20 protein-coding genes and 1 riboswitch are annotated in these 23,296 nt (G+C 71.9%); of the genes, 5 read left to right on the top strand and 15 right to left on the bottom strand.

The annotated features are described in order from the left end of the window. Positions 1 to 5: 5 nt before the first annotated feature. The 4 genes from IF11_RS0133335 to IF11_RS0133320 form a co-directional block, all read right to left on the bottom strand. Positions 6 to 587, bottom strand: a complete 582-nt coding sequence (locus tag IF11_RS0133335; RefSeq protein ID WP_420894584.1) for a nicotinamide mononucleotide transporter family protein — start codon at positions 585 to 587, stop codon at positions 6 to 8. A gap of 65 nt (positions 588 to 652) precedes the next feature. After that, the gene (locus IF11_RS0133330) at positions 653 to 1,297 is read right to left on the bottom strand and encodes a riboflavin synthase (RefSeq protein WP_030355535.1); all 645 of its coding nucleotides are present in this window, start codon (positions 1,295 to 1,297) and stop codon (positions 653 to 655) included. Continuing rightward, complete coding sequence (gene ribD / locus IF11_RS0133325; protein WP_051746427.1) at positions 1,298 to 2,410, bottom strand: bifunctional diaminohydroxyphosphoribosylaminopyrimidine deaminase/5-amino-6-(5-phosphoribosylamino)uracil reductase RibD; 1,113 nt, start codon at positions 2,408 to 2,410, stop codon at positions 1,298 to 1,300. A gap of 182 nt (positions 2,411 to 2,592) precedes the next feature. Next, positions 2,593 to 2,723, bottom strand: a riboswitch (FMN riboswitch). Between the two features lie 66 nt (positions 2,724 to 2,789). Next, entirely contained in the window at positions 2,790 to 4,013 is a 1,224-nt protein-coding gene (locus IF11_RS0133320) for an ROK family transcriptional regulator (RefSeq protein WP_030355533.1), read from the bottom strand. A 159-nt stretch (positions 4,014 to 4,172) separates the two neighbouring features. Here IF11_RS0133320 and IF11_RS0133315 point away from each other — a divergent pair, with 159 nt between their 5' ends. Further along, entirely contained in the window at positions 4,173 to 5,399 is a 1,227-nt protein-coding gene (locus IF11_RS0133315) for an MFS transporter (RefSeq protein WP_030355532.1), read from the top strand. A 111-nt stretch (positions 5,400 to 5,510) separates the two neighbouring features. Here the strand turns inward: IF11_RS0133315 and IF11_RS0133310 are convergent, their stop codons facing one another. Further along, positions 5,511 to 6,815 (bottom strand): alginate lyase family protein, encoded by a 1,305-nt coding sequence (locus IF11_RS0133310; RefSeq protein WP_030355531.1) that lies wholly within the window; start codon positions 6,813 to 6,815, stop codon positions 5,511 to 5,513. Between the two features lie 364 nt (positions 6,816 to 7,179). Here IF11_RS0133310 and IF11_RS0133305 point away from each other — a divergent pair, with 364 nt between their 5' ends. Together IF11_RS0133305 and IF11_RS0133300 are read left to right on the top strand one after the other, a co-directional pair. Beyond that, positions 7,180 to 7,947 carry a DUF5995 family protein gene (locus IF11_RS0133305; protein WP_063759276.1) on the top strand — a complete coding sequence of 256 codons (768 nt, stop codon included), beginning with the start codon at positions 7,180 to 7,182 and terminating at the stop codon, positions 7,945 to 7,947. A 30-nt stretch (positions 7,948 to 7,977) separates the two neighbouring features. Beyond that, positions 7,978 to 8,907 carry an LLM class F420-dependent oxidoreductase gene (locus tag IF11_RS0133300; protein WP_030355529.1) on the top strand — a complete coding sequence of 310 codons (930 nt, stop codon included), beginning with the start codon at positions 7,978 to 7,980 and terminating at the stop codon, positions 8,905 to 8,907. A gap of 75 nt (positions 8,908 to 8,982) precedes the next feature. On the opposite strand, the gene IF11_RS0133295 is transcribed toward IF11_RS0133300, so the two are convergent. The 3 genes from IF11_RS0133295 to IF11_RS0133285 all read right to left on the bottom strand — a co-directional run bounded on the left by IF11_RS0133295 (position 8,983) and on the right by IF11_RS0133285 (position 12,288). After that, entirely contained in the window at positions 8,983 to 10,704 is a 1,722-nt protein-coding gene (locus tag IF11_RS0133295) for a flavin monoamine oxidase family protein (RefSeq protein WP_030355528.1), read from the bottom strand. Between the two features lie 82 nt (positions 10,705 to 10,786). Next, positions 10,787 to 11,671 carry a carbon-nitrogen hydrolase family protein gene (locus IF11_RS0133290; RefSeq protein ID WP_030355527.1) on the bottom strand — a complete coding sequence of 295 codons (885 nt, stop codon included), beginning with the start codon at positions 11,669 to 11,671 and terminating at the stop codon, positions 10,787 to 10,789. Between the two features lie 143 nt (positions 11,672 to 11,814). Further along, complete coding sequence (locus IF11_RS0133285) at positions 11,815 to 12,288, bottom strand: Lrp/AsnC family transcriptional regulator (RefSeq protein ID WP_030355526.1); 474 nt, start codon at positions 12,286 to 12,288, stop codon at positions 11,815 to 11,817. Positions 12,289 to 12,450: 162 nt separating this feature from the next. Between IF11_RS0133285 and IF11_RS0133280 the strand changes: the two genes are divergently transcribed. Then, a complete protein-coding gene (locus tag IF11_RS0133280) occupies positions 12,451 to 12,846 on the top strand; it encodes an ATP-binding protein (RefSeq protein ID WP_030355525.1) in 396 nt (131 codons plus the stop codon). 84 nt (positions 12,847 to 12,930) lie between these two features. On the opposite strand, the gene IF11_RS0133275 is transcribed toward IF11_RS0133280, so the two are convergent. The 6 genes from IF11_RS0133275 to fmt form a co-directional block, all read right to left on the bottom strand. Continuing rightward, a complete protein-coding gene (locus tag IF11_RS0133275) occupies positions 12,931 to 13,806 on the bottom strand; it encodes an RNA polymerase sigma factor SigF (protein WP_030355524.1) in 876 nt (291 codons plus the stop codon). Positions 13,807 to 13,966: 160 nt separating this feature from the next. Further along, positions 13,967 to 15,415, bottom strand: a complete 1,449-nt coding sequence (locus IF11_RS0133270) for a GuaB1 family IMP dehydrogenase-related protein (protein ID WP_037729211.1) — start codon at positions 15,413 to 15,415, stop codon at positions 13,967 to 13,969. A gap of 182 nt (positions 15,416 to 15,597) precedes the next feature. After that, the gene (locus IF11_RS0133265; protein WP_206300635.1) at positions 15,598 to 16,647 is read right to left on the bottom strand and encodes a sugar-binding transcriptional regulator; all 1,050 of its coding nucleotides are present in this window, start codon (positions 16,645 to 16,647) and stop codon (positions 15,598 to 15,600) included. Between the two features lie 116 nt (positions 16,648 to 16,763). Beyond that, positions 16,764 to 17,447 (bottom strand): ribulose-phosphate 3-epimerase, encoded by a 684-nt coding sequence (gene rpe, locus IF11_RS0133260; RefSeq protein WP_030355521.1) that lies wholly within the window; start codon positions 17,445 to 17,447, stop codon positions 16,764 to 16,766. A gap of 156 nt (positions 17,448 to 17,603) precedes the next feature. Further along, a complete protein-coding gene (locus tag IF11_RS0133255) occupies positions 17,604 to 19,037 on the bottom strand; it encodes an RsmB/NOP family class I SAM-dependent RNA methyltransferase (protein WP_030355520.1) in 1,434 nt (477 codons plus the stop codon). A gap of 37 nt (positions 19,038 to 19,074) precedes the next feature. Beyond that, positions 19,075 to 20,013 carry a methionyl-tRNA formyltransferase gene (gene fmt, locus IF11_RS0133250; RefSeq protein ID WP_030355519.1) on the bottom strand — a complete coding sequence of 313 codons (939 nt, stop codon included), beginning with the start codon at positions 20,011 to 20,013 and terminating at the stop codon, positions 19,075 to 19,077. A gap of 221 nt (positions 20,014 to 20,234) precedes the next feature. Between fmt and IF11_RS0133245 the strand changes: the two genes are divergently transcribed. Then, positions 20,235 to 20,747: a hypothetical protein gene (locus tag IF11_RS0133245; protein WP_030355518.1), complete on the top strand. Its 513-nt coding sequence runs from the start codon at positions 20,235 to 20,237 to the stop codon at positions 20,745 to 20,747. A gap of 294 nt (positions 20,748 to 21,041) precedes the next feature. Here IF11_RS0133245 and IF11_RS0133240 read toward each other — a convergent pair whose 3' ends face one another. Continuing rightward, positions 21,042 to 23,195 carry a primosomal protein N' gene (locus tag IF11_RS0133240; protein ID WP_030355517.1) on the bottom strand — a complete coding sequence of 718 codons (2,154 nt, stop codon included), beginning with the start codon at positions 23,193 to 23,195 and terminating at the stop codon, positions 21,042 to 21,044. Between the last annotated feature and the right edge of the window lie 101 nt (positions 23,196 to 23,296).

Raw genomic sequence — 23,296 nt, 5'->3', positions numbered from 1 at the left:
TGCGGTCATGCTGCTGCTCCTTCCAGAGCCGGGGTGTGTGCGCGGGAGCGGAGCCACCAGTCGCGCATCCCCCAGAGGACGAGGGCGAGGTAGATGACGTACACGAGTCCGGAGAAGGCGAGTCCGCTGCTGAAGGCGAGCGGTACGCCGACGATGTCCACGAGCAGCCAGGCGAACCAGAACTCGACCAGACCACGGGCCTGGGCGACCATCGCGGCGAGCGTGCCGACGAAGATGTACGCGTCGGGCCAGGGGTTCCAGGACAGTTCGGGGACGGCGACGAAGAGGCCGCCCACGGCGAGGGTGCCCAGCGCCGTACCGCCGAGCAGCACCCCGCGCTCGCGCCAGGTGGCGAACCGTACGGCGATCGAGCCGTCCTGCGCCTGCTGCCTGCCGCGCTGCCACTGGCGCCAGCCCCACAGGGCCACCCCGATGACCAGCAGTTGCTTGCCGACACCGCCGCTGAGGTGGGCGGAGGCATACGCGCCGACGAGGATGACGCCGGACAGGAACTGGGCGGGCCAGGTCCAGATCGAGCGCCGCCAGCCGAGCGCGAGGGCGGCCAGCCCGATGGTGTTGCCGATCATGTCGGACCACAGGATGTGCTGACCGAAGGCCGTGAAGGCCTCGCCGTTCAGCCAGGACAGGGTGTTCACCGGTCGGACTCCTCGGTCTGCTCCGTCTTCGGGGCCGCCTCGGGCCGCGCCGCGTCGGCGCCCAGCAGCCGCTCCACGTATTTCGCGAGGACGTCGACTTCGAGGTTGACCGGGTCGCCGGGGCCCTTGATGCCGAGCGTGGTCAGGGCGAGGGTGGTGGGGATGAGGCTGATGGTGAAGTAGTCGGGCCCGGCGTCCACGACCGTGAGGCTGACGCCGTCGACGGTGATCGAGCCCTTCTCGACGACATAGCGCGACAGGCCGGCCGGGAGCGCGATCCTGACCAGCTCCCAGTGCTCGGACGGGGTGCGCTCGACGACGGTGCCGGTGCCGTCCACATGGCCCTGGACGATATGTCCGCCGAGCCGGCCGCCGACGGCCACGGGCCGCTCCAGATTGACGCGGGAGCCGGTCGCCAGCGCGCCGAGGCTGGAGCGTTTCAGTGTCTCGGCCATCACATCGGCGGTGAACTCGCCGTCCTCGAAGTCCACGACCGTGAGACAGACACCGTTGACGGCGATCGAGTCGCCGTGCTTGGCGTTCTCGGTGACGACGGGCCCGCGGAGGCGGAAGCGGGAGGAGTCACCGAGGTTCTCGATGGCGGTGACCTCACCCAGTTCTTCGACGATTCCGGTGAACACTCAACGCTCCTTCGTGGTGGGGACTTTGGTGGGGACATTCATGGCGGGTTCCGACGCCGGTCCCGGTCCGGGCTCGGGGATCGCGGTGATCCGCAGGTCGGGGCCGATCCGTACGGTCTCCGTCATCCGGAGTCGCAACGCCTCGCCGAGGGTGCTGATTCCGGCGTCACCCAGGGCGGTACGGCCGGCGCCGAGCAGGACGGGGGCGAGATAGCCGACGACCTTGTCGACGGCTCCCGCGGCGACGAAGGAGCCGGCCAGGGCCGGGCCGCCTTCGAGAAGTACGGAGCGGACGCCGCGCTCGTGCAGGGCGGCCAGCAGGGCGGGGATGTCCAGACCGCGGCCCGCCCGCGGCAGCCGTACGACCTCGGGCAGTTCGCCCGCGTCGGCGTCCTCGGCGATCGCGATCAGGGTGGGCGCCGCGCCGTCGAGCACCCGGGCGCCGGGCTTCACGGCGGTCGCTTCGGTGTCGATGACGACCCGCAGCGGCTGGACGGCGCCCTCGATGCCGCGTACGGCGAGATGCGGATCGTCGGCGCGCGCGGTGCCCGAGCCGACCACCACCGCGTCGGACTCGGCGCGCAGCCGGTGGACATCAGCGCGCGCTTCGGCGGAGGTGATCCAGCGGCTGGTGGAGTCGGCGGCGGCGATCCGGCCGTCGAGCGTGGCCGCGTACTTCCACAGGACGTGGGGGCGGCCGTGCCGTACGGAGGTGAGCCAGGCGGCGTTACCCGCCTCGGCCTCCTCGCCGAGGAGCCCGTGGCTGACGGTGAGTCCGGCCGCGCGCAAAGTGTCGGCGCCGCCCGCCGCCTGGGGGTTGGGGTCGGCTACCGCGTAGCTGACCCGGGCGACACCGGCGTCGATCAGCGCTTGGGCGCAGGGTCCGGTGCGGCCGGTGTGGGCGCAGGGTTCGAGGGTGACGTAGGCCGTACCGCCGCGGGCCCGCTCACCGGCCGCGCGCAGGGCGTGGATCTCGGCGTGCGGGCCGCCCGCGCGCCGGTGGAATCCCTCGCCGGCGAGGTGTCCCGAGGCGTCGAGGATCACGCATCCGACGACCGGATTGGGGCTGGTGGAACCGAGTCCACGAGCGGCGAGCGCGATGGCGCGACGCATGGCGTCGGCGTCGCTCACGACGTCGGTTTCCGTGGCCACCGGGTCCTCCTGCCTCTTCGGGCACGGACTCCGGGGCCTGTCGATGACGACAGAGAAACGGGAACGCACAGGGGACCGCCGAGGCCGAAGATCCGGCTCGTCCAAGGACGAACCGCCAACGACGGCGTACCTGTGAGGGCCCGCCGCGCACTGCCTCCCATCCGGACTTTCACCGTCGGTCCAGGAATCTCACCTGGTCAACCGGCCGCTGGATGCGGACGGGTCGCGGACTATAACCGCCGGTTCGGAATTACACCGACCCCGGAGTGCGCTGCTTCTGGTACCCGACCAGTGTGCCATGACCGCTCGCGGGGCAACCGGGCGAGGGTTGTGGGCTGACTCACAGGACGGACCGCCGGGACTCCTCGTGGGGGGCGAACAGCACGTCCTGCGCCGCGTCCCGGGCCGTCAGCAGGGCGCCGCGCAGGACGGCCGCGCCGCCGAGCGCCCCGGCTCTGACCTCCGTACGCAGCGGGGACATCGCGGCCAGCCGGTCCTCGACCCGGACAGCCAGCGCCTCGCCGCCCGCGTGGCCCGCCTCGCCGGCCAGCACGATCCGGCCGGGGTCGAGTACGGCACTGACCGCCGCCGCGCCGAGCGCGAGCCGGTCGGCGAGGTCGTCGAGAAACGCCGCCGCGGATCTCACCTCATCCGGCGACGCGCCCCCGACGGCTCCCACCGCGGTGCGCACCAGCGCGGCGGAGGGCGGTTCCTGTGGTGCGGGGACGGCCGAGATGCCGTACCGCTCGGCGAGTTCGGTGACGCCCGCCGACCCCGCGAGGGTGTGGAAACCGCCGTCACACGCGACCGCCGAGGGCAGTCGCGACGTACCGGGCACGGGCAGGAAGCCGATTTCGCCCGCTCCCCCGGAAGCGCCCCTGCGCAGCTTGCCGTCGAGTACGACGGCCGCGCCCACCCCGTGGCCGAGCCAGAGCAGGACGAAGGTGTCCTGGCCACGGGCCGCGCCGAGGCGCTGTTCCGCGAGCGCGGCGAGATTGGTCTCGTTCTCGACCAGGACGGTGGCGGGCAGCCGTTCCTGGAGCGCGGCGACGAGCCTGCGGTGCCAGGCGGGCAGTCCGCTGGTGTCGCGGAGTTCGCCGGTGACCGGGTCGACCAGGCCCGGGGCGCCGATGCCCACGCTGTGCAGGGGGACGGTGCCCGCCTTCCCGGCCGTACGCTCCAGCAGAGCCACGGCCCGTTCGACGGCGGCCTCCGTGGCGGTGTCGCTGCCGATGGGCAGGACCGCCTCGGCGAGGGTCTCGCCGAGCAGATCGGCGACCACGACGGAGACGCTGTGGGTCCGTACGTCGAGGGCCGCGAGATGGGCGCGGTCCGCGACGATCCCGTACAGCCGCGCGTTCGGGCCACGACGCCGGTCGCCCGTCTCGCCAACCACCCTGACCAGTCCGGAGTCCTGGAGCCGCTCGACCAGATCGGCGACGGTGGGCCGGGAGAGCCCGGTCAGCGTCTTCAGCTGTCCCGCCGTCAACGGGCCTTCCTGCTGGAGCAGTCGCAGGGCGAGCCGGTCGTTGATGGCTCGGGCGGTGCTCGGGGACGCGGCCATGCCGGAATCCTTCCAGATCGCCGGGGCGGCCCGTGCGCGCCCAGCTCATTAAGGCCTATTTATCAGGCAGGGTTCCTGATAATTTACTCCGGCACCGACGAAGGTGCGTCACCGGGTGGTCGGGGTACGGGCACCTCTCAGGGGAGGAACAGGACGCTGATGCCGGCTGAAGTGGTCTACGACAAACAGAGGTTGCGGCGGGCCAGGTTCGCCGTCGCCGCGGTCTTCTGCGTACACGGAGCCGTCACCGGCAGCTTCGCCACCCGTATCCCGTGGATCCAGGATCACGCCGGGATCAGCGCGGGACAGCTCGGGCTCGCGCTCGCCTTCCCCGCGATCGGCGCGTCCGTCGCGATGCCGCTGGCGAGCGGGATCAGCCACCGCTTCGGCTCGCGCAACGCGCTGCGCGTCCTGCTCGCCCTGTGGACCCTCGCGCTGACCCTGCCGTCGCTGGCGCCGAATCTCGTCGCGCTGTGCGCGGCCCTGTTCGTGTACGGCGCCGCCTCGGGCCTGTCCGACGTGGTGATGAACGCCCTCGGGGTGGAGGTCGAGAACCGGCTCGACAAGTCGATCATGTCGAGTCTGCACGGTATGTGGAGCACGGGTGCGCTGATCGGCTCCGCCGCCGGCACCCTCGCGGCCCATCTGGGCAGTGACGCAAGGCTGCACCATCTGCTCGCCGCCACCGTGCTCACGGTGCTGGGCCTGCTGGCCTGCCAGGCCGTACTCGACCTGCGCAGCGCGCCCGAGGAGGACCCGCCGCCGCGGTTCGCGCTGCCGCCGAAGTCCGCGCTGCTGATCGGCGCTATCGGGTTCTGCGCGGTCTTCGCCGAGGGCGCGAGCCTCGACTGGTCGGCGGTCTATCTCCGGGACGTGCTGGACACCTCACCGGGTGTCGCGGCGGCGTCGACCACGGCCTTCGCGCTCACCATGGCGGTGGCGCGGCTCGCGGGCGATCGGGTGATCGACCGGTTCGGCGCGGTACGGACGGTGCGGACGGGCGGCGCGCTGGCCGTGGTGGGCGGCCTCCTGGTGGTCACCGCGCCGCAACCGGTGGTCGCCATGGGCGGGTTCGCGTTCCTCGGGCTCGGCGTGGCCGTGGTCGTCCCGCTCGCTTTCGCGGCGGCGGGCCGTGCGGGGCCCAATCCGAGCCAGGCCATCGCGGGTGTCGCCACCATCACGTACACCTCGGGCCTGATCGCGCCCTCGGCGATCGGCGCGGTCGCGGACGCGACGTCGCTCGTGGTCTCGTTCGGCCTGGTGACGCTGCTCGCCTGCGGCCTGATGGTGGGCGCGGGCGTGCTCCGCACGGGCGACCGCCGCACCGTAGCGACCGCCACCGACCCCACCACCACACCCGCACCGGCCCCGACACCCGAGGCGTAGCCCCCCGGGTGCTCCAGCCATTCCGGCCGCAGACGTCCGCCCCCGGGGTGCCCATACGTTCCGGGTGCCGTCTTTCCGGCGGCGAACCGAGCCCCAGAAAAAGAGGGGCAATCAGCCTGCGATCGAGTCCAGTTGTTCGGCTGCGGGCCGCAGCGCCCAGAGGTCACCCCCCGGCGGCGTCTCCAGGCGCGGGACCGCCGCGCGGGCCTCGCGGTCACCCGCGTCGGCCGCCGCGTGGACGATGTCGCTCGCCGCGAAGCGTTTGAACTCCAGCTCGGGGTGCGGCCAGGGGGCGGCGCCAGTCGCGGCCGGCAGCAGATAGTCGACGGCCTTGAACAGGCTCTGCCCCTGCGGCCCTTCGTACGCCCAGAGGTTCACCCCGACCTGTTCACCGATGGCGGCCAGGCGCGTGTAGGCGACCAGGTCGAACGTCGAGTAGTGCCAGCTGCGCGTACGCGTCAGTTCCTGGGGCTGGCTGCCGTCCGCCGCGATCTGCGGGTCGATTCGCTTCGTACGGGCATCGAGGACGGTCTTCCGCGCGAGGCTCCGGTCACCGGTGGCGAGCGCGAGACCGGCGACCTGCATGTCCATGAACGTGCCGTGGTTATTCTTGGCGGCCGACTCCTCCTTGCCGAAGGGCGAGTTGACCAGCCAGTCCAGGAAGTCCTTGTTCCAGGTCCGCATCCCCGCGCGGTCACCGCTGGTCCAGCCCGGGGCTCCGGTGCCGAGGATCGCGAGGGCGTCGAGGACGCTGGTGTACTGCTGCGAGAAGTCGATGATCCCGATGGCACGGCCCTCGTACTTGCAGGGGATGAACTGCCCGTGGTTGAGGTTCGGGTTCATCCGGGTCGCGGGGTCGACGAACCAGGTCCGCAGAATCCGCGCCGCGTGCTCCGCGTACTCCTTCTTGCCCGTGTAGTACCAGGCCAGGCTGAGCGTGGTGGTGGAGTTGAAGACCTTCCCGATGTCGGGACGGTCGGTGCCGGTGTCGACCTCGGGATTCCGCTCGCCGTCGCGCTGGACGTACGGGCAGCCCCAGGGGTTGGCGTCGGTCTTCGGCTGTGACGGCCACCAGTACGGGGCCTGGCTGAGGTAGTCGTGCGGGTCACCGCTGGGGGCCGGTTTCGGCTTGTCGGTGACGGTCCAGGGCCCCTTGCCGAGCCAGGAATCCGCTTGCGCGGTCAGGGACTTGACCGTCGCGCGGAGGGCGGGGTCACCGCGGTCGAGGGCGATACGGGCCTGCCGCATCCGCTTGCCGTCGATCACCACGGTCTGGGGAGCCACGGGAGCCGCGCGGTGGTGGCCGGAGGGCTGGGCAGAGGACGCGGCGGAGGACGCGGCCGGGACGAGTACGGCGGCGACGGTGGCCAGGACGGCGATCAGGACGGCTGGACGCCGTCGGGTGGTTCCACTCACTGGGCGCTCCTGTCATGTACGTGAACGTCATTCATGAACGAGGCCGTGCGAGCGTAGAGGCGGCCGGTATCGCTGACAATGGTGTGCGCATGATTCATGGATGAGGACGATGGTCGCCATGAACGCGACAGCTGCCCCCGCGATCCGATCCGGCCCAGGCCCTGTCAAATAGCGCCGTCCGACGCGTGCGATCGCAAGGCGGAGGGTCGGCGTTATGGATGGCCCGGCCGCACTTGGACGAGCCCGGCAACGCGGCGAGCGTGCGCGCCAGGTGCCGCGAGCCAGGCGGGATTCCGTTCGCCCGTTCCGGGGAAGCCCCGCCCGGACCGCGCCCCCGGGACCCGGCGACTGGGACCCTTCCCCCATGACACAGACCGAGCTGACGCAGACGGAGCGGTTCGCCGCCCGCACCGGAGCCGGCCCACCCTCCCCCGACCCGGCGCTGGAACTGACGCTTCGACGGATGCGGGCCGTCCGCTCCGCCTGGCCGGCCGGCGACGGGGTCACGGTCTTCCACCGGGTCTTTCTCGCGGTCCTGGAGTCGGCCGGCCCGGCCGTCCCTCCGCCGAACCCCTTGGGGATCCGCCTCACCGAGCGCTATCTCTCGGCGGTCGAGACCGCGGCCGACGGCGGCCGGGCCCCCGCCTGCTGGCGCCCGCTGTTCCACTACCGGCGGCATCCGGACGTACGACCGCGGCAGTTCGCCCTGGCCGCTATCCACGCGCTCACCGCGCACGATCTCGCGCCGGCCGTGGTGGACATCTGCCGTACGGCGGGCTGTGAACCACCCTCCCTGGAAGGTGAGTTCGACCGGGTGGGCGACCTGCTCACGCTCCTGGAGGAGCGCATCCGCGAGGAAGTGGCGCCGGGCCCCGAGCTGCTGAGGGTCACCGATCCGCTCACCCATCTGCTCGGCAGCTGGAATCTGGAGCGGGCGCGCGAGGCGGCCTGGTCGTCGGCCCGGGTGCTCTGGGCGCTACGGGACGCCCCGCCACTGGCCGAGGAGTTCAGGGAGCGGATGGACGAGGCCGCCGGACTGGCGGCGCGCTGCATGCTGACTCCCTGGCGGCCGGAAACAGACCGTACGGAGCCCCAAAAGTTGAGCGCTCAACAAGGTAGTGGCCTACGGTAGTTGTCCCATCGTCCGCACGAAGGAGTGCACATGCCGGTCACCCTCGGTCTCAGCCTTCCGCAGATGAAGCAGTACGACATCGGCCGCGATGTGGCCACCGTGGCGCGGGCCGCGGAGGAGGCCGGATACGAGAGTCTCTGGGTCTTCGAACGCGTTCTCTTCCCCGAGCCCGCCACCCAGGGGCTGTACGGCGTACCTGGACTGCCCTGGCCCGACACGTACCGGAGCGTCGCCGACCCGCTGATCACCCTCACGCTGGCCGCCGCCGCCACCGAGCGGGCCCGGCTCGGCACGAGCGTCCTGATCGCGCCGCTGCACGTACCGTTCCAGCTGGCCCGTTCGCTGGCCTCGCTCGATGTCGCGAGCGGTGGCCGGGTGATCGCCGGTCTCGGCACGGGCTGGTCGCTCGACGAGTACGCCGCCTCCTCCGTCGCCCCCTTCGAGAAGCGCGGCGCGGTCCTGGACGAGGTGCTCGATGTCTTCGCGGCCGTCTGGGGCCCGGACCCGGTCTCGTACGAGGGCGAGCTGACCACCATCGCGCCGTCCGAGGTCGGCCCCAAGCCGGTCCGCCCCATCCCGGTCTATCTGCCCGCGAACAGCCCGCGCGCCACCCGGCGCCTGGTGGACCGGGCGGACGGCTGGGTGCCCGTGGCCATGGGCGCGGCGCAGCTGACCGAGCAGTGGCGGCAGCTGCGGGAACTGGCCGCCGAGCGCGGCCGGGAGCGTCCGCTCGACGCCTGCGCCCGTGCCAACGCGCTCTACAGCGCCAAGCCGTTCGAGGGCGAGGGCCGGCAGCCCTTCCAGGGCAGCGTGGCGCAGATCGTCGAGGACCTGGTGGCGCACGCCGAGTCGGGCGTACCGGAGATCATGCTGGACCTCCAGAGCACGACGCGTGACGCGGCGGAGCTGGCCGATGTGGCGGCCGAGGTGTACGCGGAGGCGCGCGCGGCGGGCGTCTGACAGACACACGACAGGAGCCTGTCGGAGACGACGACAGGGCCCGTTCCTCCCCTCCCGGAGCGGGCCCCGTCGCCGTCAGTCCTCCGGCAGTTCGACCGGCGCCAGCTCGTCGTACAGATCACCGGGCCCCGGGTTCGTGGCGTCCGTGGCACCCCCGAAGTGGCTCATCACGCCCCACACCGCGTTGAGCGCGGTCTGTACGGCGCCCTCCGCCCACCCCGCGGTCCACGAGATGTCGTCGCCCGCCAGGAAGATCCCCCGCTTGTCGGCGGGCAGCCGGTCCTGCATGAAGTGGGTGAACAGCCGCCGCTGATAGCGGTAGTGCCCCGGCAGATTGGCCTTGAACGCGCCCATGAAGTACGGCTCGTTCTCCCACGAGACGGTCACGGGGCTGCCGATGAGGTGCTTGCGGATGTCCACCTTGGGATAGATCTCGCGCAGCGAGTTCAGCATGACCTCCATCCGCTCCTCGGCGGAGAGCGGCAGCCACTTGAGGCTGTCGTCGCACCAGGTGTACGAGAGGCAGATGACGGCGGGCCGGTCGGGGCCGTTGTCCAGCAGATACGTGCCCCGGGTCATCCGGTCGGTGAGCGTCATGGACATCGTGTCGCGCCCGGTCGGCACGCCCCGGTCGTCCACGGCCGGATCCAGCCAGAACGGCCGGTCGACCGGCACGAACAGCTTGGACGACTCCATGTAGTGGGTGCGCTCCATCGCCGTCCAGTGGTCGATCGGGAAGAGCGAGTCGTCGCAGGCGATCTTGGAGAGCAGCAGCCAGGACTGCGCGGTGAAGATCGCGGCGCGGTAGGTACGGATGCGGCCGGAGGCGTCCGTGACGGTGATCCGGTTGCCCGAGGTGCGGTGCAGCCGGGTCACGGCCGGCAGCGGCGCCCCCTCGTGCAGGGACGACAGCGAGGTCCCGGCCGGCCAGTGCGTGATCTTCCGCGGCTCGTCCTCCCACAGCCGCAGCGGGAGCTGCTGGCTGCCGCCGACGATGGAGCGGTGGTGGTCGTCGGCCTCGGTGTAGACGACCCGCAGGATCTCCAGGATGGAGTTGGGGAAGTCGGTGTCCCAGCCGCCGGTGCCGAAGCCGACCTGGCCGAAGATCTCCCGGTGGCGGAAGGACTTGAAGGCCGGGGAGTCGCAGAGGAACCCGTAGAAGGTCTGGTTGTCGAGCTTCTCGACCAGCCGCGCCCAGATCTCCCGGATCCGCGGCACATCGCGCTCGCGCAGGGCGCGGTTCATGTCGGAGAAGTCCGCGCCCTCCTCCAGACAGCTGGTCCAGGCGTCCATCACCTCGCGGTAGACCGGCGGCAGATCGTCCACGGTCTTCGCGTAGTGGGACTCGCCCTTGAGATCGACGACGGTCGACGGGGTGCCCGGGGCCAGTGGATTGGGGAACGGCCGGGTCTCCAGACCCACCAGATCGATGTAGTGCCGCAGCGCGGTGGAGGAGGGCGGGAAGCGCATCGCGCCCATCTCGGCGGTCAGTTCCGGGTCGCAGCCCTCGAAACCGACCGTACGCAGCCGGCCGCCGATCCGGTCGGCCTCGTACACGACGGGCTTCAGGCCCATCTTCATCAGCTCGTACGCGGCGACGATGCCGGAGAGCCCGCCGCCGATGACGGCGACCTCGGCGCCGTGCTCGGTCGCGGGTATCTGGCCGAGGCCGGCGGGGTGCGCCAGATAGTCGTCGTACGCGTAGGGGAAGTCCGGTCCGAACATGGTGATCGGCGGCTGTACGCCGGCGGGCTGCGCGTCGGCGTGCGGGACGGCGGTGGGCACCGTGGACGTCATGGGGTACGGACTCCTTGCGGATACGGCGGGTACGAGGGCGGGCGCGGGAGGGTTGACCGAGATCGGCTCAGGAGTGGCCGGCTCAGGAGTGGCCGGCTCGGACGAGCGAGGTGTACAGCCCGGGACGGCGGTCCCGCAGATACGGATTGGCCGCGCGGGAGGCGCTCAGCAGCTCCCCGTCGACCTCTCCGAACACCAGCTCCTCGCTCCGTCCCGCCCGGGCCCTGGCAGCCCCGTCGGGTCCGGCGAGACAGCTCAGCCCGACGAACTCGAACTCGCCCTCCTGGCCGGTCCGGTTCACATACGCCACGTACATCTGGTTCTCGAAGGCGCGGACCGGCACGACGGATTCGGGGACGAACTGGAACGGATGCATCTGGGCGGTGGGCACCAGCAGCAGATCGGTACCGGCCAGGGCGTGCGACCGTACGTTCTCGGGGAACTCGACGTCGTAACAGATCATGATCCCGATCCGCAGCCCGGCCAGCTCGGCCTGGACGACGGGCCGCTCCCCAGGGGTGAACCACTCGCGCTCGAAGCCGCCGAAGAGATGGGTCTTGCGGTAGTTGGCGAGCCGCGCGCCGTCGGGGCCGATCAGCTGCGCGGCGTTGTAGATCCGCTCGCGGTCGCGCCCGGGTCCGTCCCCAGGTCCGTCCCCGGAGTCGGGGTCGGAGTCGGGGTCGGAGTCGGGGTCGGAGTCGCGTTCCGGGTAGCCGTACAGCACCGCGAGCCCATGGCGTACGGCGATCTCGGCCACGGCCGCGGCCCCCGGACCGTCCGCCGGCTCGGCGAGCCGGGGCACCTGGTCGCCAAGGGCATAGCCGGTCAGAAACATCTCGGGACAGACCAGCAGCCCCGCGCCCGCGTCGCCGGCACGGGCCGCAGCCTCGTCGAGCACCTTGAGATTCCCGGCGACGGAACCGGGTCGGCCGGAGCTCTGGAGCAGGGCGGTACGCAGCGGCGGCATGGCTGACCTCGGACGGTGCGAAGGGGGTGGGAGTGACGGCATTGACGCTACGGTCCGGCCGCCGCCCCGGACAAGACGCGACCGTTGCGCGCCGACCACCGATCCATTGCGCGCTCGTCGGCTCCCTCGGCGATTCGTTGCGCTCAGCGGCGGGCGCCGCTCCCGGTCTCCGCAAGCCCCGAGTAGCGCCTCAGCAGCGGGGACAGCACGAGCACGGACTTCGTGCGTTCCACATAGGGCTCGCCCGCGATGCGTTCGAGCACCTGCTCGAAGTGGCGCATGTCGGCGGCGAAGACCTGGGCGATCGCGTCCGCCTCTCCGGTGACGGTGGAGGCGGACACCACCTCCGGCAGCCGTTCGAGGCCCCGTTGGATCGCTTCGGGCGAGGTCTTGCGGCGGCAGTAGATCTCGATGAACCCCTCGGTCTCCCAGCCGAGTGCCGCCGGGTCCACCCGTACGGTGAAGCCGGTGATCGCGCCCTCGGCGCGCAGCCGGTCGACGCGCCGCTTCACCGCGGGCGCGGACAAGCCGACGACGGAGCCGATATCGGCGTAGGAGCGGCGGGCGTCCGCGGCGAGGGCATGGACGATGCGTTCGTCGAGATCGTTGAGTCGCACGGCTGGTGGTTCACTTCTCTGCGGTGGCCGGAGGGGCGGCGGGGGGCCGTCACCGAAGTAGAACACGGGCCCGCGGGACCCGGTGACGTGTGTCCGTCGGGCCGGGCTCACAATGAGGCCGATGCCGGTGAAAGACCGACAACGGGGTAGATGAGGCCAGTGATGAGCAACGAGGCGCGTGTGGTGGTCGTGGACTCGCCGTACCGGGACAGCGCGGCGGCCCGCGGCGCCGCAGCCGAATTCCTTCAGCTGCACTGTCCGTGGGCCGATCTGGACGCGGTGCTGCTCGTCGTCTCGGAACTCGTCACGAACGCCGTCCGGCACACCCCGGGGTGGTGGCGGCTCCATCTCACGGCGGAGGACGAGACGTTGACGGTGGAGATGGACGACTCCAGTCCGGAACCGCCGGTCGCGCGCACGCCCGACTTCTCCGGGGGCGGCGGGTTCGGCTGGCACATGGTGCTGAGGCTCGCGGGCCATGTCGAGGTCCGGCCGCTGCCGGACGGCAAGCGTGTCCAGGCGGTCTGGCAGCGGCCGGCGGTCACCGCCCCCGTCTGACCGGGCACTGGCACCACACCAGGCGATATACGAGGGGGCGCTCCGCGCCTGCGGAACGCCCCTCGTATATCGCCTACGCGCGACTCACTCCACCACCAGCAGACCCGCCCTCAGCCGCCCGGTGATCCGCGACAGCAGCCGGGACACATGCATCTGGGAGACGCCCAGTTCGGCGCCGATCTCCGACTGGGTCATCTCGTCGCCGAAGCGCATGCGCAGGATGCGCCGCTCCCGCTCGTCGAGCTCCTCGATCAGCGGCTTGAGCGCCTGGACGTTCTCCGCCGCCTCCATCCCGGCGTCCGGTGCGCCGATCCGGTCCGAGAGCGGGGCCGGGGAGCCCGACGCGTCATCCGTCGGCATGTCGATGGAACCGGCCGTATAGCCGTTGCTCGCGACGACGCCCTCGATGACCTCGTCCTCGTCCAGGCCGAGATGCTCGGCCAGTTCGGGCGTGGTGGGCGCGCGGTCGAGCTGCTGGGACAGCTCGTCGGTCGCCTTGGCCAGATCGATCCGCAGCTCCTGGAGGCGGCGCGGAACGTGCACGGCCCAGCTGGTGTCCCGGAAGAACCGCTTGATCTCGCCGACGATGTACGGCACGGCGAAGGTCGCGAACTCCACCTCGCGGCTGAGCTCGAAGCGGTCGATCGCCTTGATCAGGCCGATGGTGCCGACCTGGACGATGTCCTCCATCTGGTCCGCGCGATTGCGGAACCGGGTGGCCGCGTAGCGGACCAGCGCGAGGTTCAGCTCGATCAGCGTGTTGCGTACGTACTGGAATTCATGGGTGCCTTCTTCCAGCTCCGCCAGCCGGACGAAGAAGAGTTTCGAGATTTCGCGCGCGTCCTTGGGTGCCACTTCCGCCGGGCACTCCACGTAGGGAAGTTCCAGCTCCGCCGCCTCCGTGCGCTGCTGGGTTCCGTACTGCGTGCTTCCGGTCGGGACCGTGCTCGCCGTGGACACTTTGTCCTCCCCTGCTCCGTGGTCAGTGCACAGCGCGTGTACCCGCTCCCGACGCACTCATGCCTGTCCGCTGTCGGATCGGGAAAAGCGGCGTCCGGCCGCCGCACACAGCGACGGCCGGACGATGAGCCGCTACGAGCCGACCGGAGCCGGACGCGACCTAACTCCAACTGGCGTGCAGCGGCTTGCCCTCGGCGTATCCGGCGGCACTCTGCACGCCGACGATCGCCTTCCGCGCGAACTCCTCCAGCGAGTCGGCACCGGCGTAGGTGCACGAGGAGCGCACGCCCGCGATGATCGAGTCGATCAGGTCCTCCACACCGGGGCGGGACGGGTCGAGGAACATCCGCGAGGTGGAGATGCCCTCCTCGAACAGCGCCTTGCGCGCCCGGTCGTACGCCGACTCCTCGCTCGTACGGTTGCGTACGGCGCGGGCGGAGGCCATGCCGAAGGACTCCTTGTAGAGCCGTCCGTCGGCGGCCTGCTGAAGGTCGCCCGGGGACTCGTACGTCCCGGCGAACCAGGAGCCGATCATGACGTTCGAGGCGCCGGCGGCGAGCGCCATGGCGACATCGCGCGGATGCCTGACCCCGCCGTCGGCCCAGACGTGCTTGCCGAACTTCTTGGCCTCGGCCGCGCACTCCATGACGGCGGAGAACTGGGGCCGGCCCACACCCGTCATCATGCGGGTGGTGCACATGGCGCCGGGCCCGACACCGACCTTGATGATGTCCGCGCCGGCCTCGATCAGATCCCGTACGCCCTCGGCGGCGACGATATTGCCCGCGACGACCGGCACCTTCGGGTCGAGCGCGCGGACGGCCCTGATCGCGGCGAGCATCGACTCCTGGTGGCCGTGCGCCGTATCGACGACCAGCGTGTCGACGCCCGCGTCGAGCAGCTGCCGGGCCTTGCCCGCGACATTGCCGTTGACCCCGACGGCGGCGGCGATCCGCAGCTTGCCTTCGGCGTCGGTCGCGGGCGTGTAGAGGGTCGCGCGCAGAGCGCCCTTGCGGGTGAGGACACCGGCCAGCCTGCCGTCCGCGTCGATGGCGGGGGCGATCTTGCGGTTGGCGTTGTCGAGGGTGTTGAACGCCTCGCGCGGGTCCATGTCCGCCGAGATCAGCAGCAGGTCCTTCGACATCACCTCGGACAGCTGGGTGAAGCGGTCGACACCGGTCAGATCGTGCTCGGTGACGACACCGACGGGCCGCCCCTCGCCGTCGACCACGACGCCCGCGCCGTGCGCCCGCTTGGGCAGCAGGGACAGGGCGTCGCCCACGGTCTGGAGGGGTGCGAGCACGATCGGGGTGTCGAGTACGAGATGGCGCGTCTTGACCCATGAGATGACGTCGGTGACGACCTCGATGGGGATGTCCTGCGGGATGACGACGAGACCGCCGCGCCGGGCGACGGTCTCGGCCATCCGGCGGCCCGCGATCGCGGTCATGTTCGCCACGACGAGGGGGATGGTGGTGCCGGTGCCGTCCGGGGCGGAGAGATCCACCGCCAGGCGGGAACCCACGGCCGAACGGCTCGGCACCATGAACACGTCGTCGTACGTCAGGTCATACGGCGGCTGCAGGTCATTGAGGAAACGCACGTGCAGAACATCCCAGTCGATCGGAGTTGGCCCCGGTCGGTGGAGCCGGGGAAAACGCACGTACTTGATTCTCCCATGCCGGACCGGCTACCCGGCCGGGGAGGAACGTCCAGCTCAGAAGGGGTGCCCTCATACGATGATCCAAAATTCCCCGGCACCGGACACCGTCCAGGAGAGGTCGGTTCGGGTCAGGTCTCGTCCGGGTCGACGCGCTCCAGCGCGGGCCGCGGCCCCGGAGTGAACTCCGTCAGCAGGAAGTCCGCCGCGGCCGTGTCCGTGACCAGGCTGGTGACCAGCCCGGAACGGAGGACGGCCCCGATCGCCTCCGCCTTGCGCAGCCCGCCCGCGATCGCCACGACTTCCGGGATCCGGCGCAGCCGGTCGGCCTCGACCGTGATGCAGCGCTCGCCCAGATCGCGGCCGACCCGCCGGCCCTCCGCGTCGAAGAGATGCGCGGACATCTCCGCGGCGACACCGAGCGAGGCGTAGTGGGTCCGCTCCTCCTCGGTGATCATGTCGTGCACCGTCGAGATACCCGGCTCCCAGGAGCCGATGGAGACGGCGGCGACGGTCACCTTGTCGAAGTACTCGAAGGCGCGCGCGATACCGGTCTGACTGCGCAGCGCGGCCGCCGTCGCCGGGTCGGGAAGCAGCATCGGCGCGTAGATGGGGTGCGCCTCTCCCCCGGACACCTGGGCGGCCCGCCGTACGGCCTCGACCGAGCCGCGCTCGGCGGTGCCCGCGTCGTACACGCCCGTCAGCTGGACGACCGTGCACGGCGGCAGCCGGTCGAGCGCGGCGGCCATGTGGATGGTGGACCGGCCCCAGGCCAGGCCCAGCACATCGCCCTCGACGACCAGCTCGCCGAGCAGATCGGCGGCGACCTCGCCGAGGTTCTCCGGGTCGGGCGACTCGTCCTCGGCCTCCGTGGGCGACTCGACCACCACCGCGTGCCGCAGTCCGTAGCGGGCGCGCAGCGCGTCGGAGCGCTCGGCGTCCAGCTCGGACGGGACGCGGATCTCGATCCTGACGAGGTCGCGCTCCAGCGCGGTCTCCAGGACCCGGGCCACCTTGAAGCGGCTGACGCCGAACTCCTCGGCGATCTGGATCTTGGACTTGCCCTCCAGGTAGAAGCGGCGGGCCATGGCCGCCGCCTGCACCAGTTCCGCGGGTCCCATCCGCAGGGCTGGCCGACCCGCCGACATACCAGACACCGCGATCTCCTCACTGCTGTTCACACTCTGGACTCGCTGTTCATCCTGTCAGATCCAGCGATCCTTGATCAGCCCCAAAGGGCGCCGTTCATTTTCCCGTGGCGCACTGGTCCACCGGATTCCGGCCCGCTCGGCACGGGTCAGTGACCGCATGTCCAAGAGGCGGCGGCGGTGGCCTCGGCCGCCTGCTCCCGGAGCATCCGTACCGCCGCGGCCGGATCATCCGCCCCGTACACCGCGGAGCCCGCGACGAAGACATCGGCGCCCGCCTCGGCGCAGCGTTCGATGGTGGTGGCCGAGACCCCGCCGTCGACCTGGAGCCACAGTTCAAGACCGTGCTTGGAGATCAGCTCACGGGTACGGCGGATCTTGGGCAGCATGATGTCCAGGAACGCCTGGCCGCCGAAGCCCGGCTCCACCGTCATGATCAGCAGCATGTCCAGCTCGGGGAGCAGATCCTCGTACGGCTCGATGGCCGTCGCTGGCTTGAGCGCCATGGACGCCCTGGCGCCCTTGGCGCGGATCTCGCGCGCCAGCCGTACGGGTGCGGCGGCGGCCTCCACATGGAAGGTCACCGAACCGGCGCCGGCCTCGACGTACTGCGGAGCCCAGCGGTCGGGCTCCTCGATCATCAGATGGCAGTCCAGCGGGGTGTCCGTCGCCCGTCCGAGCGCTTCGACCACCGGCACGCCCAGGGTCAGATTGGGCACGAAGTGGTTGTCCATGACATCGACATGAAGCCAGTCGGCGCCTTCCACCGCCTTCGCCTCATCGGCGAGTCGGGAGAAGTCGGCGGACAGGATGCTGGGGTTGATCTGGGCCATGTGCCAAGCCTGCCATGTTCCGGACCACTTCCGGACCGCACGGCGAACCTCGGTACGGACCAACGACTCGCGACGCGGTGCGAGAACGGCACAGTCCACGCAATCCGCACGTCCTGCCCCGCCGACAGCGGCCCGGTCGGCCGCCCCGCACCAGCGTCAGCCGGTACGCCGCAGCAGCGCCAGGTACATGGCGTCCGTCCCGTGCAGATGCGGCCACAGCTGAACATCCGGACCGTCCCCCAGCGCCGGCACGCCCGGCATGAGCGGCCTGGCGTCGACCCACTCGGCCTCCACCGCCGGGCCGCCGCGCCCCCTGAGGACGTCCTCGACGACCGCCTTGGTCTCGGCGGGGTGCGGGGAGCAGGTCGCGTACCCGACGACGCCGCCGACCCGTACCGCGTGGAACGCCTCGCGCAGCAGTCCGCGCTGGAGCGGCGCGAAGCCCTCCAAGTCCTCCGGACGGCGCCGCCAGCGCGCCTCCGGCCTGCGCCGCAGGGCACCGAGGCCCGTGCACGGCACATCGACCAGGACCCGGTCGAAGGAGCCGGGGACCCAGGGCGGCCGCGTGCCGTCGGCGGCGAGCACCTGATAGGGGCCGGGGTTCCCGGCGAGCGCGCGGGCGACGAGCCTGGCGCGGTGCGGCTGCTTCTCGGCGGCCAGCAGCGAGGCGCCGCGCCCGGCGGCCAGCGCGGCCAGCAGCGCCGCCTTGCCGCCGGGACCGGCACACCCGTCCAGCCAGCGCGCGTCGGCCCCCTCCAGCGGTGCGTCGGCCAGGGCGATCGCGACCAGCTGACTGCCCTCGTCCTGAACGCCGGCCCGCCCCTCCCGTACGGCGTCGAGCGCGCCCGGTTCACCGCCCTCGGTGAGCCGTACGGCATACGGCGACCAGCGGCCGGGCAGTCCGGAGTCCTCGCCGAGCACATCGAGCAGTTCCTCGGCGGTCGAGCGGCCGGGCCGGGCCACCAGCGTCACCTCGGGCCGTTCGTTGTCGGCCTCCAGGAGATCCTCGATCCCTGCGCGGCCACCGCCCAGCGCGTCCCAGAGCGCGGAGACCACCCAGCGGGGATGCGAGTGGACGACCGCGAGATGGTCCTCGGCGTCCTCGTCGTACGGCGGAGCGACCCGCTGCAGCCAGGTGTCCAGATCGTCCCGGGAGATCTTGCGCAGTACGGCGTTGACGAACTTGGCGCGGCCGTCGCCGAGCACCACCCGGGCCAGCTCCACACTCGCGGAGACGGCGGCGTGCGTCGGGATCCGCGTCCCGAGCAGCTGGTGCGCCCCGAGGGCGAGCACATCCAGGACGGGCGGGTCGACCTCACGCAGCGGCCGGTCGATGCACGCCGAGATGATCGCGTCGTACGTGCCCTGGCGCCGGAGCGTCCCGTACACCAGCTCGGTGGCCAGCGCCGCGTCCCGCGCCTCGAATCCGCTGTTCTCACGCGCCTTCTTGAGCAGCGGCGGCAGGACGAGATTCGCGTACGCGGCCCGCTCGTCGACGGCCCTGAGCGCCTCGAAGGCGAGGAGCCGCACGGGGTCCTTCTTGGGGCGGCGGTAGGGCTTGGAGGGGCGGCGAGGGGCCTGCTCGTTCAAAGGTGCTCCGCGGTGAGAAGAATTGATCCCTCCCAGACTAATGCTCCTGCCCGAGCCGCTCGCCCGGGGCGATCCGCACCCCGCGCGCCCAGTCGGCGGCGCGCATCGGCTTCTTGCCCTGCGGCTGGACCCAGAGCAGCTCGGCGTCGTGCGATCCGGTGCCCACGTACACATGGTTCTTGCCGACGGCGAGCACCCCGGGCGCCAGCTCCGTACGCCCGGGCTCCAGCCCCACGTGGATCAGCTTGAGCCGCTCCCCGCGGAAGACCGTCCAGGCGCCGGGCGCCGGGGTGCAGGCGCGCACGACCCGGTCCACGCGCAGCGCGGGCGCGGACCACTCCACCCGCGCGTCCTCGACCGTGATCTTGGGCGCGAGCGTGATGCCCTCGGCGGGCTGCGGTACGGGCTTGAGCGAGCCGTCCTCGATCCCGTCCATGGTCGCCGCGAGCAGCCCGGAGCCCGCGAAGGCCAGCCGGGTCAGCAAATCACCACTGGTGTCGGTGGGCCGTACATGCTCCGTGATCACGCCGTACACCGGCCCGGAGTCCAGCCCCTCCTCGATCTGGAAGGTGGACGCGCCGGTCATCTCGTCACCCGCCATGACGGAGTGCTGCACAGGCGCGGCACCGCGCCAGGCGGGCAGCAGCGAGAAGTGCAGATTCACCCAGCCGTGGACCGGCACTTCGAGGGCGGTCTTCGGCAGCAGCGCACCATACGCGACGACCGGACAGCAGTCCGGCCCGATCTCACGCAGCCGCGCCAGGAAGTCCTCGTCGCGCGGCCTCGCCGGCTTGAGCACCTCGATGCCGGCCTCCTCCGCGCGCTCGGCGACGGGACTGGCGACAAGCCTGCGACCGCGCCCGGCCGGGGCGTCGGGCCGGGTCACGACGGCGACGACCTCATGCCGTTCGGAGGCGATGAGTGCGTCCAGGGCGGGTACGGCGACCTCGGGGGTGCCGGCGAAGACGAGCTTCATCGGTGGCTGACTGCCTCTCGGGCTGAAAGTGCGGTGATCGAGCGGCGCACCAGTCTAGGCGCCAGGGGGCGTACGACGGCCCACGCGCCCCGCGCATACGCGCATACGCCCCCCGCAGCGTGACCACAACGACAGGTGGCGCGTTGTCAAGAGAGATTGACCACACGGGCCGCACCTGTGCGGCCCGGATCCTTTTCAACGCCGGTTCGAGAGGCTTGTTCATGGCCGACCACGCAACCCACGACGCACAAGCCCGAGCAAGTCTGCACCTGTTGGTGCGGGACATCGAGCGGGTCCGGCGGCAGGTGGACGCATTGCGCACCCTCACCGCCCAGTTGGGCAATGTCTACCGCCCGCGACGATCGGGTCCTTCCACGGGCTTCGTGGTGTACGGCAGGGCACCCGCGCCGACCGTACGGCTCGCGCAGGAGCTGAGGGACAGCGTAGAGACCCTGGTGACCGCCGCGGTGGACTTCGACCGCTCGCTGGGCTTCTCCTGGGACGCGGTGGGTTCGGCGCTCGGCGTCACCAAGCAGGCGGTGCACCGCCGTTACGGCACGCGCCGCACCACCCAGCAGCCGAGCACCCCCGAGGCGGACAGCACAACGCCCCGCCCCGCGGTACCGGCCGCGGTCCCCGCGGCCCGATCGATGCCACCGCAGCCGACGGCAAGCACCCAATCCCTCCGCGAGGACCCCCGCCCGAACGTCTTCCCGGGCCCAAGGGGCGGCTGATCACGGGCTCACCGGGACGGCAAACCAACAATGCCGTCCCGCACCCGCCCCAACCGCCACCGGGGCGACGAGTACCCGGAACCCACCCGGGCCCGCACCCACCCCCCACCAGGTGCGTGTCCGGACGTAAAGCGTCGCAGCTCGCGCGAAGCGCGGTGAGGAAAGCAGTCCGGACACGGACCTCCGGAGGCCCCGGCACCCGGCACCACCCACCGCGCCCCGCACCACAACGCACCCCGCCGGAGGCGCACCGCACCCCGCACCCACGCCCCCGCCGGAAGACGCACCGCAACCTCACCCAATATCCGGCGGATCAATCCGCACCCGCACCGGATCCCCCCCACCCCGCGCCAACCTAGCCGCCTGCGCCCCCTTCAACGCCCCGGCAAGCGCCGCCCCACTCCCCGGCGGCACCCGCACCAACGCCCTCTCCCACCGCTCCCCCGCCGGCGCATCCCCCGCCCGACGCGGCCTGCCCGGATCCGTGACCGGCATCGGCACAGGTCCCAGCACCTCCGCGTCGGCCGGCAGCTCCGCAGCCGCCGCCGCCAGAAACGCGGCCACCACCTCCCCCCGCCCCAGCACCGCCGCCATCCGCGACACCGGCGGAAACCCCAGCTCGGCCCGTTCCGCCAGCTCGCGCTGCGCGTGCCCCACCGGATCCCACCGCACCAGCGCCTGCACGGGCCGTAGCGTCGGCTCGGCGACCACGACCACCGTGCCGCCCTCGCTCTGTCCGCGTACCAGCGACCCCGCCTGTATCCAGCGGCGCAGCGCCTCCTCCCCCGCCCGCAGATCGGGCCGTCCGAGCATCGCCCAGCCGTCGAGGAGCAGCGCCGCCGCGTAACCGCCCTCCGCCACCGGCTCGGCGCCGGGGGTGCTGACCACGAGGGCGGGACGGCCGGGGACGGAATCGAGCACGTGGTCGCGTCCCGACGTACGGACGGGGACGGCCGGGAACGCCCGCCCCAGCTCCTCAGCCGTACGCCGCGCCCCCACGATCTGCGCGCGCAGCCGGGTGTTTCCGCACTCCACGCAGTGCCACGCCGGTTCGTCCCGGCCGCACCAGCCGCAGTGCAACTCCCGCTCCCGCGGCGCCTCCAGCGGCCCCGCGCAGTGCCGGCAGCGGGCGGGCGTACGGCACCGTTCGCACGCGAGCCGGGGCACATAGCCGCGCCGGGGCACCTGCACCAGCACCGGCCCGGTCTTCAGTCCTTCCCTGACGGCCTGCCAGGCGAGGCTGGGCAGCCGCGCGGCGCGCGCCGCCTCGTCCCGCGCCAGCTCGCCGTCGCCGATGGTGCGCACGAGCGGCGCGGCCGTACGCACCTGCTCGCGGCCGGCCGCGAGGGGCAACGCCCAGCCGGTGCCGACCAGTTGGGCCGCCTCGACGGTGCAGGACGTACCGCCCAGCAGGAAGCCGCACTTGTCGTGCGCGGCCCGCAGCAGCAGTACCTCGCGGGCGTGCGGCTGGGGTGCGTGCTGTTCGCTGTGGCTGCCGTCGCCGTCGTCCCAGATGACCACGAGCCCCAGATCCCGCACCGGCGCGAACATGGCCGCGCGGGTCCCGACGACCGCTCGTACCGCTCCGCGCCGTACGGCGAGCCACTCCCGGTAACGCTTCTCGGGCCCCGCCTCGGCCGTGAGGAGCGCATGCCGCCCTTCTCCCAGCAGAGCCGTCAGCGCCGTATCGACCCGCGCGGCGACCCGCCCGTCCGGTACGACAACGAGCGCGCCCCGCCCCGAGGCCAGCGTCGCCACCACGGCGCGCGCCAGCTCGTCGGCCCAGTGCGGTCCCGGCAGGGCGGTCCACACGGCCCGAGGCGCCCCGCCCCCGGCGAGCGCGGCGAGGAACGCGGGCCCGTTGACGTACCGATCCCAGGTCCCGGCCTCCGGCGCGGCGGGCGGTGGCAGCGGCTCCGGAGAGGCCTTCGACTCGGCCCGCGCGTTCCGCGGCGGGATGGCGAGCTGGAGCACATCCGCCAGGCTGCCCGCGTACCGGTCGGCGACGGCACGGGCCAGCCCCAGCAGCTCCGCACTGAGCACGGGCTCGGGCGACACCACATCGGCGAGCGCGGCGAGCGGCCCGGAGTAGTCCGACTCGGCCCGCCGCTCGACCACGAACCCGTCGATCAGCCGCCCGCCCTCACGCCGCCCGCCCCGCACCTGATGCGCCCCGGCCCCGAACCGCACCCGCACCCGCACCCCGGGCTGCGCCGCCTCGTCCAGCTCCTCCGGCACGGCATAGTCGAAGAACTGATCAAGATGCAGCACGCCCTTGTTCACCACCACCCGCGCGACAGGCAGCTCCCCGGCCAGCGCGGCCCCCCGCCACGTCCGCGGCTTCGCCCGCGGCACCTTGGCCTTCCGCACACTCTCCCGAATCAGCGCAAGCTGCTCAGGCCCACCACCCTCGGCGGAACCCTCGGCCTGCTTGTCGTCGCTGCTCACAGCTTCATACCTACCAGACAGCACCGACACCCCCGCCCTTCGAGCCGTCCGAGGTGGACCGGGCACACGCGAAAGCCCCGGACCGTCATGCGGTCCGGGGC

This window comes from Streptomyces scopuliridis RB72, assembly GCF_000718095.1.
GTDB lineage: Bacteria > Actinomycetota > Actinomycetes > Streptomycetales > Streptomycetaceae > Streptomyces > Streptomyces scopuliridis.
This window is presented reverse-complemented; position numbering and strand designations above follow the sequence as displayed.

Coding starts and splice junctions, on each gene's coding strand:
- IF11_RS0133335 (WP_420894584.1), bottom strand. CDS start 587: ATGATCGGCAACACCATCGGGCTGGCCGCCCTCGCGCTCGGCTGGCGG.
- ribD (WP_051746427.1), bottom strand. CDS start 2,410: ATGCGTCGCGCCATCGCGCTCGCCGCTCGTGGACTCGGTTCCACCAGC.
- IF11_RS0133320 (WP_030355533.1), bottom strand. CDS start 4,013: ATGGCCGCGTCCCCGAGCACCGCCCGAGCCATCAACGACCGGCTCGCC.
- IF11_RS0133315 (WP_030355532.1), top strand. CDS start 4,173: ATGCCGGCTGAAGTGGTCTACGACAAACAGAGGTTGCGGCGGGCCAGG.
- IF11_RS0133305 (WP_063759276.1), top strand. CDS start 7,180: ATGACACAGACCGAGCTGACGCAGACGGAGCGGTTCGCCGCCCGCACC.
- IF11_RS0133300 (WP_030355529.1), top strand. CDS start 7,978: ATGCCGGTCACCCTCGGTCTCAGCCTTCCGCAGATGAAGCAGTACGAC.
- IF11_RS0133295 (WP_030355528.1), bottom strand. CDS start 10,704: ATGACGTCCACGGTGCCCACCGCCGTCCCGCACGCCGACGCGCAGCCC.
- IF11_RS0133290 (WP_030355527.1), bottom strand. CDS start 11,671: ATGCCGCCGCTGCGTACCGCCCTGCTCCAGAGCTCCGGCCGACCCGGT.
- IF11_RS0133280 (WP_030355525.1), top strand. CDS start 12,451: ATGAGCAACGAGGCGCGTGTGGTGGTCGTGGACTCGCCGTACCGGGAC.
- rpe (WP_030355521.1), bottom strand. CDS start 17,447: ATGGCCCAGATCAACCCCAGCATCCTGTCCGCCGACTTCTCCCGACTC.
- fmt (WP_030355519.1), bottom strand. CDS start 20,013: ATGAAGCTCGTCTTCGCCGGCACCCCCGAGGTCGCCGTACCCGCCCTG.
- IF11_RS0133245 (WP_030355518.1), top strand. CDS start 20,235: ATGGCCGACCACGCAACCCACGACGCACAAGCCCGAGCAAGTCTGCAC.